The sequence below is a fragment of the Frankia sp. CcWB3 genome, assembly GCF_977927595.1.
In genome coordinates this window covers 1-6,076 of record NZ_CDWRCK010000252.1, presented here as the reverse complement: position 1 = coordinate 6,076, position 6,076 = coordinate 1, and the positions used below count along the sequence as shown (strand labels likewise).

Below are 6,076 nucleotides of genomic sequence, written 5' to 3'. Positions count from 1 at the left end.
TCCCGCGTCGGGGCCGTGGCCGGTATCGCTGTGCTCGATTCTGCCGCGCCGCCAGGAGTGCGTGAACCTCGCCGTCCCGGTCTGCGTCTCCTCCTCGCACGTCGCCTGGTGCTCCCTGCGGATGGAACCAGTGTTCATGATGCTCGGCCAGACGGCGGCGATCGCGGCCGGAAGCGGGATTCGCCAGGGCGTCGCCGTTCAGGACGTCTCTTACTCCGACATCCGCGCCGCGTTGCAGCGGGTGCGCGTTCCACTGCCGGCTGCCGAGGGGTGACGCCGTGCTGGCCCGTGTCGTGTCCCGCACTGACACATGACTGATACATGACTGATGCGCGCGAAAAGGGAAGTCGAAGGACTTCTACGTCCTCCGGCGCACGGTGTTCGCCTTGTTGCGCCGCGAGGGGGCGTCCTGATCCACCGGCGTGAGCGGCTTCACCGACGTGGGCGGCGTCATCCCGCAACGCCCGAGCCGTGGCCTATGGTGCCGTCGTGACACCGTCCTCGAGCCCGGAGCCGCCCTCCCTACCGCTTGCTGAGGAGGATGGCGCCGCGCCTTCTTCTGACGACACGCCCGTGGGACGCTCTGCGGGTTCCGACCCCGCACCTGTCGGTGCCCAGCCACCGACCACCGGCCGCGAGCGCCGCATCCCGCCGCCGGAGCAGTTCCGTGGGCCAGTCATTGCCCGGCGTGGCCAGGTGGAGCACTCCACCACGGATCAGCGCCTGCTCGACACCCGCAGCCCCTCGGGGTTCGTCCATTCCGACCCGTGGCGGGTCATGCGGATCCAGAGCGAGTTCGTCGAGGGTTTCGGCCTGCTCGCCGAACTGCCACGGGCGGTGACCGTCTTCGGCTCGGCCCGGATTCCCCCGGACAGCCCGTTCTACGAGCAGGGCCGGCTGCTCGGCGCCGCGCTCGCCGAGGCCGGCTTCGCGGTGATCACCGGCGGGGGGCCGGGCGCGATGGAGGCGGTGAACCGTGGGGCCCAGGAGGCCGGCGGCCTGTCGGTGGGCCTCGGTATTGAGCTTCCCTACGAGCAGCGGCTCAACGACTGGGTCGACCTCGGCGTCAGTTTCCGCTACTTCTTCGTCCGCAAGACGATGTTCGTGAAGTACGCCGAGGCGTTCGTGATCCTCCCCGGTGGGTTCGGCACGCTCGACGAGCTGTTCGAGGCGCTGACTCTGGTCCAGACCGGCAAGGTCACCCGGTTCCCAGTGGTGCTGATCGGCTCCGAGTACTGGTCGGGACTCGTCGACTGGATGCGGACGACCCTGCTGCCCGCCGGCCTGGTCCAGGAGCGGGACCTGCAGATCCTCTCGATCACCGACGGCATCCACGAGGCCGTGCGCATCATCCTGGAGGGAACCGCCGGGCACACCCGGCCCGCAGGTATGGATATTCCGTGAACATCTGCGTGTACTGCGCCTCCTCCGAGCTGATCGACCCCTCGTACGTCCTGCTGGCGGCCCAGACCGGCACCGAGCTTGCCCGGCGCGGCCACACCCTGGTCTCCGGCGGAGGCTCGGTGTCGTGCATGGGGGCGATCGCCCGGGCGGCGCGGGCCGGCGGAAGTTACACGGTCGGCGTGATCCCGCGGGCGCTGGTCGCGATGGAGGTCCGCGACCTGGACGCGGACGAGATCATCGTCACGGAGACCATGCGGGAGCGTAAGGCGCTCATGGACGCGCGCTCGGACGCCTTCCTGGCTCTGCCCGGGGGCCTGGGCACCCTTGAGGAGCTGCTTGAGGTCTGGGTCGCCGGGGTCCTGCGCATGCACACCAAGCCCGTGGTGGTCCTCGACCCCGACGGGGTCTTTGCCCACCTGCGGATCCTCGTCGACGAGATGGTCGACCGCGGGTTCGTCCGCCCGCGCGCCCGGGACACCCTCTGCTGGGCGACCGGCATCGGCGAGGCGGTGGACTTCCTGGAGGCGGGTGTGACAGAGGCGACCGTCACCTCGCCCCCGCCCCCGACCCTGCGGGAGATCGTCGAGGGCGACTGAGCCCGTTCCTGTTCCTGTTCCTTGCCTATCCAGAGGGTTTCGTGTCCGAAAAATCCCTCTGGATAGGCGAGCTGGCTGGGTAGGCGAGGGCGGTCCTCAGGCGAGGCCGCGGCGGGCGACGGCGAGGTCGACGTCGCCCCGGATCGCCGCGACCATCCGCAGCGTCCGCCACGTCGCCGCCACCTGGTGCGCCCGGAAGACCCGGGCCCCGAGCCAGGCGCTGACCGCGGTCGCGGCCAGCGTGCCCTCCAGGCGTTCGTCGATGCCGGTGTCCAGGGTCTCCCCGACGAAGTCCTTGTTCGACAGCGCGACGAGCACCGGCCACCCGGTGGCGACCAGTTCCGGCAGCCGGCGGGTGGCCTCGAGGGAGTGGCGGCTGTTCTTGCCGAAGTCGTGCCCGGGATCGACGAGGATCGCATCCGGCCGGACCCCGAGCGACACCGCCCGCTCGGCGAGCCCCACCGTGGTGGCGACGATGTCGGCGACCACGTCGTCGTAGACCATCCGGTGCGGCCGGGTGCGCGGCGGCAGATGGCCGGCGTGGGTGCAGACCAGACCGGCGTCGAACTCGGCCGCGACCTCGGCGAGCGCCGGGTCCACCCCGCCCCAGGCATCGTTGAGCAGGTCGGCGCCCTCACCCGCGACGACCCGTCCGACCTGCGCGCGCCAGGTGTCGACGCTGATGACCAGCCGGGGGTGGCGGGCCCGGACCTCGGCGACGAAGCCACCCACGCGGCGCAGCTCCTCGGTCGCACTCACCTCGCCGCCGGGCGCGGCCTTCACCCCGCCGATGTCGATGATCCCCGCCCCCTCGTCGACCGCACGGTCGACCGCAGCCAACGCCTCGGCCGCACCGTACGTCGCCCCGCGGTCGAAGAAGGAGTCCGGGGTGCGGTTGACGATCGCCATCACGATCAGCTCGGTCGGCTCGAAGGTCCGCGGACCCAGTCGTAGCGGATCCCGCCGTAGCGGGGCCGGGTGGGCAGCGTCGGCATGCACCGGGCCAGCCTGCCAGAATCACCGCGATCGGCGGGCCGTGGCAGGATCGGATGCGTGGTGCTCGTCATCGAAATTGTGATCGTGGCCGCCGTCGTCTTCGCGGTGGCCGCGCTGGCCGTCGGTCGCTTCGATCGGCTCGCCCCGGCGCCGCCGGACGGCGCTCCCACCGGACTACCTGTCGGTACGGTAACAGCCGGCGACATTGCCCGCACGCGGTTCGGGATGGCGCTGCGTGGTTACCGGATGGCCGAGGTTGACGCCGTCCTGCTTCGGCTGGCCGACGAGCTGGCCTGGCGGGACGAGGAGCTGGTCCGGCTGGCCGCGTTCGCGCGCGTCGACACCGCGCCATCGCCGGACGGGCATCGGGTTACTCGCTCGCCACAGATCGACGAGTGATCGCCGCCGCCTGTCCGTGGCATCCGCCGACTGTCTGTGGCATTACAATCGACTGTTGGTAGCCGGTCGATCTGGCCTACGCAGGGACACGTACAGGCGCCGCCGTCAACATCGATGCCCACCTCTTGATGTTGCGGCGGGCGACTGTTGTGATGCCGCGCAGAGACGTGTTTCGGTTTGCGGTCCGGTCTACGGGATAATCGTCGTCAGATGCAGGTCCGACGGCAGGAAGAGGTGCACCGATGGCGGCCATGAAGCCGCGGACGGGTGACGGTCCGCTCGAGGTGACCAAGGAGGGGCGCGGCATCGTCATGCGTGTCCCGCTGGAGGGGGGCGGTCGGCTCGTCGTGGAACTCACCGCCGACGAGGCGAGTGCGCTGGGGGATGCCCTGAAGACCGCGGTCGGTTAACCGTCCGTGTGTCCGTCCGTGTGCGCTGTCCTCGCGCCTGTCCCGCGGGCAGCCGGGTCCCGTCGTGGTCCGGCGGTCCCGGCGAGAAGGCCGGCATGAGCATCGTTGATTCCGCGCCAGGCCCGGCGATCGACGGGCTCATCAGGCTTCCTCTCAGCGTCACCCTACGGTCCGCCACCGTCGCCGGCGTCGAGCCCGCGACCGTCGCCCTGGTCCTCGCGTCGTCCGAGAACGGACCCGTGTTCGATGAGACTGCCCGCGGCGTCGGCGCCGATCTAGGACTGGATCTCGCGCTGCTGGTCGAGTCCGAGTCCCTGCGCGGTGATGCGGGTTCGGTGCTGGTGGTGCCGTTGGCCCGGACGGCTCGGCCGACCCGGCTGCTCGTGGTCGGCATCGGCGCCGGTCAACCGGGTGACTGGCGGGCCGCGGGCGCCGCGCTCGCCCGCCGCGCCGGGGCACCGGACCGGCTCGCGGTGGTGGCGGAGCCCGGCGATCCGGGCCTGAGGGCCTTCACCGAAGGTCTGGCGCTAGGCGCCTACCGGGCCGCTGGAGTGCCCGACCCGGCTGGCGGAGTGCCCGACCCGGCCGGCCGGCCCGGGCCGGAGAACGGCGTGCCCGGCGACGTCATCGTGCTCACCGGTCGGGCGGACGAGCCTGGGGCGGCGGCCGCGGTCGACGCCGCGCGGGCGGTGGCCACCGGGGTATACATCGCCCGCGATCTGGTCAACATGCCGAGTCTGGTGAAGTCACCCGCGTGGCTGGCGAACCGTGCCGTGCGCATCGCCGCGTCGGCGGGTCTCGACGCGACCCTGCTCGGCCCCGACGATCTTCCGGCGCAGGGCTTCGGGGGGTTGTGCGCCGTCGGTGAGGGTTCCCCTCGGCCGCCCTACCTGGTCAAACTCGAATATCACGGGCCACCGCGGACTTCTGGCGAGGCCGGGTTGGCGGGATCCACCGGATCGGCGGGATCCACCGGGTCAGCGGGGCCGGATGGTTCGTCGGCGGGCCGCTTCACCGATGGTCACCGGGTCCTGGTCGGGAAGGGAATCACCTTCGACTCGGGCGGGCTCTCCCTGAAGCCGGCCGTCCCGATGGCCGGCATGAAGACTGATATGGCGGGCGCGGCGGCGGTGCTCGGGGCGATGACCGCGTTGCCGGCGTTGAACGTGCCCGGGCGCGTCACCGGTCTGCTCTGCCTGGCGGAGAACATGATCGGTGCGACTGCCATGCGTCCCGGCGACGTCATCACCTGCTGGGGCGGGACCACGGTGGAGGTACTGAACACCGACGCCGAGGGTCGCCTGGTGCTGGCGGACGGCCTCGCCTACGCCGCGGGCGCGCTCGACGCGGATGTCATCGTCGACCTCGCCACGCTGACCGGAGCGATCGCCGTGGCGCTCGGCCGGCGCACCGCCGGGCTGTTCAGCTCGGACGACCAGTTGGCGGCGGCGCTGTCCGCCGCGGCGGACAGCGCCGGGGAACGGGTGTGGCGGCTGCCGTTGGTGGAGGAGTACCGGGCGGCGATCGACTCGCCGGTGGCGGACCTCGCCAACATCGGCCGGGCGCTGGACGTCGGGGGCGGTTCCATCACCGCGGCGCTGTTCCTGCGGGAGTTCGCGGGCCGGCGGCCCTGGGCGCATCTGGACATCGCGGGCACCGCACGGTCGGACGCCGACGACGGCGAGATCAGCCGGGGCGGCACCGGGTGGGGGGTGCGTACCCTGCTGACCTGGCTGTCGGGTGGGCCGTCCCAGGCACCGGCGGCCTGAGTAGAACCCCGGAACCCCCAGACGTGTCCCGGGTACCCCTGGGTGTTGCCGGGCCGCGAAGGGGAGGTCAGGCCGCGAGACGCAGGAGCACGGCCTCGTATCCCCGGGCGATGTCCTCGGAGAGGACCAGGGAGACCCGGAGCACCACGGTGCGCTGGACGAAGACGTACTCGGTGACGAGCGGGTTGTCGGCGGTGACGGTGAGGAGCTTCGTCGCCCGCCGCTGCGCGCTCTCCGCGTCCGCGAAGACCTCGATCGCGCCGCCGCGCTCGATCGCGTCCGCGGGGCTCCCGGAGACCTCGTTGACGCCCACCCGCGGATCGCTGAAGGCGATTCTGCTGGTGTAGCCGTTCGCCCGGCCCAGGAGACGATCGGGGTCGCTGGCCGCGGTGTAGACGACGGTGGTGTGCAGCGGCAGGCCCGCGCCGGCCAGCCGGATCGCCACCTGCTCGGCGGTAAGGCCGGCGAGGCCGCCTCCCGCGGCCGACGGGGTGGGTACGGC

At 71.8% G+C, this 6,076-nt stretch carries 7 protein-coding genes and 1 pseudogene; 6 read left to right on the top strand and 2 right to left on the bottom strand.

Annotated elements, in window-relative coordinates; translation table 11 throughout:
- From ACY5KJ_RS16715 to ACY5KJ_RS16705, 3 genes are all read left to right on the top strand, one after another.
- Positions 1-274 (top strand): FAD-dependent oxidoreductase (locus ACY5KJ_RS16715; protein ID WP_462203804.1); only part of this gene is annotated, 274 nt, incomplete at its 5' end.
- Positions 275-573: 299 nt separating this feature from the next.
- Positions 574-1,404 carry an LOG family protein gene (locus tag ACY5KJ_RS16710; protein ID WP_462188604.1) on the top strand — a complete coding sequence of 277 codons (831 nt, stop codon included), beginning with the start codon at positions 574-576 and terminating at the stop codon, positions 1,402-1,404.
- Positions 1,401-2,000, top strand: a complete 600-nt coding sequence (locus ACY5KJ_RS16705) for an LOG family protein (RefSeq protein WP_462188603.1) — start codon at positions 1,401-1,403, stop codon at positions 1,998-2,000. The genes ACY5KJ_RS16710 and ACY5KJ_RS16705 overlap by 4 nt, the downstream gene beginning before the upstream one ends.
- A 96-nt stretch (positions 2,001-2,096) precedes the next feature.
- Here ACY5KJ_RS16705 and folP read toward each other — a convergent pair whose 3' ends face one another.
- Positions 2,097-2,909, bottom strand: a complete 813-nt coding sequence (gene folP / locus ACY5KJ_RS16700; protein ID WP_462188606.1) for a dihydropteroate synthase — start codon at positions 2,907-2,909, stop codon at positions 2,097-2,099.
- A 144-nt stretch (positions 2,910-3,053) separates the two neighbouring features.
- On the opposite strand from folP, the gene ACY5KJ_RS16695 reads away from it, so the two are divergent.
- The 3 genes from ACY5KJ_RS16695 to ACY5KJ_RS16685 all read left to right on the top strand — a co-directional run bounded on the left by ACY5KJ_RS16695 (position 3,054) and on the right by ACY5KJ_RS16685 (position 5,574).
- Complete coding sequence (locus tag ACY5KJ_RS16695) at positions 3,054-3,395, top strand: DivIVA domain-containing protein (RefSeq protein ID WP_462188602.1); 342 nt, start codon at positions 3,054-3,056, stop codon at positions 3,393-3,395.
- A gap of 242 nt (positions 3,396-3,637) precedes the next feature.
- Complete coding sequence (locus ACY5KJ_RS16690) at positions 3,638-3,805, top strand: DUF3117 domain-containing protein (RefSeq protein WP_007511639.1); 168 nt, start codon at positions 3,638-3,640, stop codon at positions 3,803-3,805.
- A 95-nt stretch (positions 3,806-3,900) separates the two neighbouring features.
- Positions 3,901-5,574: a leucyl aminopeptidase family protein gene (locus ACY5KJ_RS16685; RefSeq protein WP_462188601.1), complete on the top strand. Its 1,674-nt coding sequence runs from the start codon at positions 3,901-3,903 to the stop codon at positions 5,572-5,574.
- Between the two features lie 67 nt (positions 5,575-5,641).
- Here ACY5KJ_RS16685 and ACY5KJ_RS16680 read toward each other — a convergent pair.
- Positions 5,642-6,076 (bottom strand): annotated as a pseudogene (locus tag ACY5KJ_RS16680) (hypothetical protein); the annotation flags it as partial.

Bases quoted from the DNA above. Each gene is read 5' to 3' on its own strand.
- folP (WP_462188606.1), bottom strand. From the start codon at position 2,909: ATGGCGATCGTCAACCGCACCCCGGACTCCTTCTTCGACCGCGGGGCG.
- ACY5KJ_RS16690 (WP_007511639.1), top strand. From the start codon at position 3,638: ATGGCGGCCATGAAGCCGCGGACGGGTGACGGTCCGCTCGAGGTGACC.
- ACY5KJ_RS16685 (WP_462188601.1), top strand. From the start codon at position 3,901: ATGAGCATCGTTGATTCCGCGCCAGGCCCGGCGATCGACGGGCTCATC.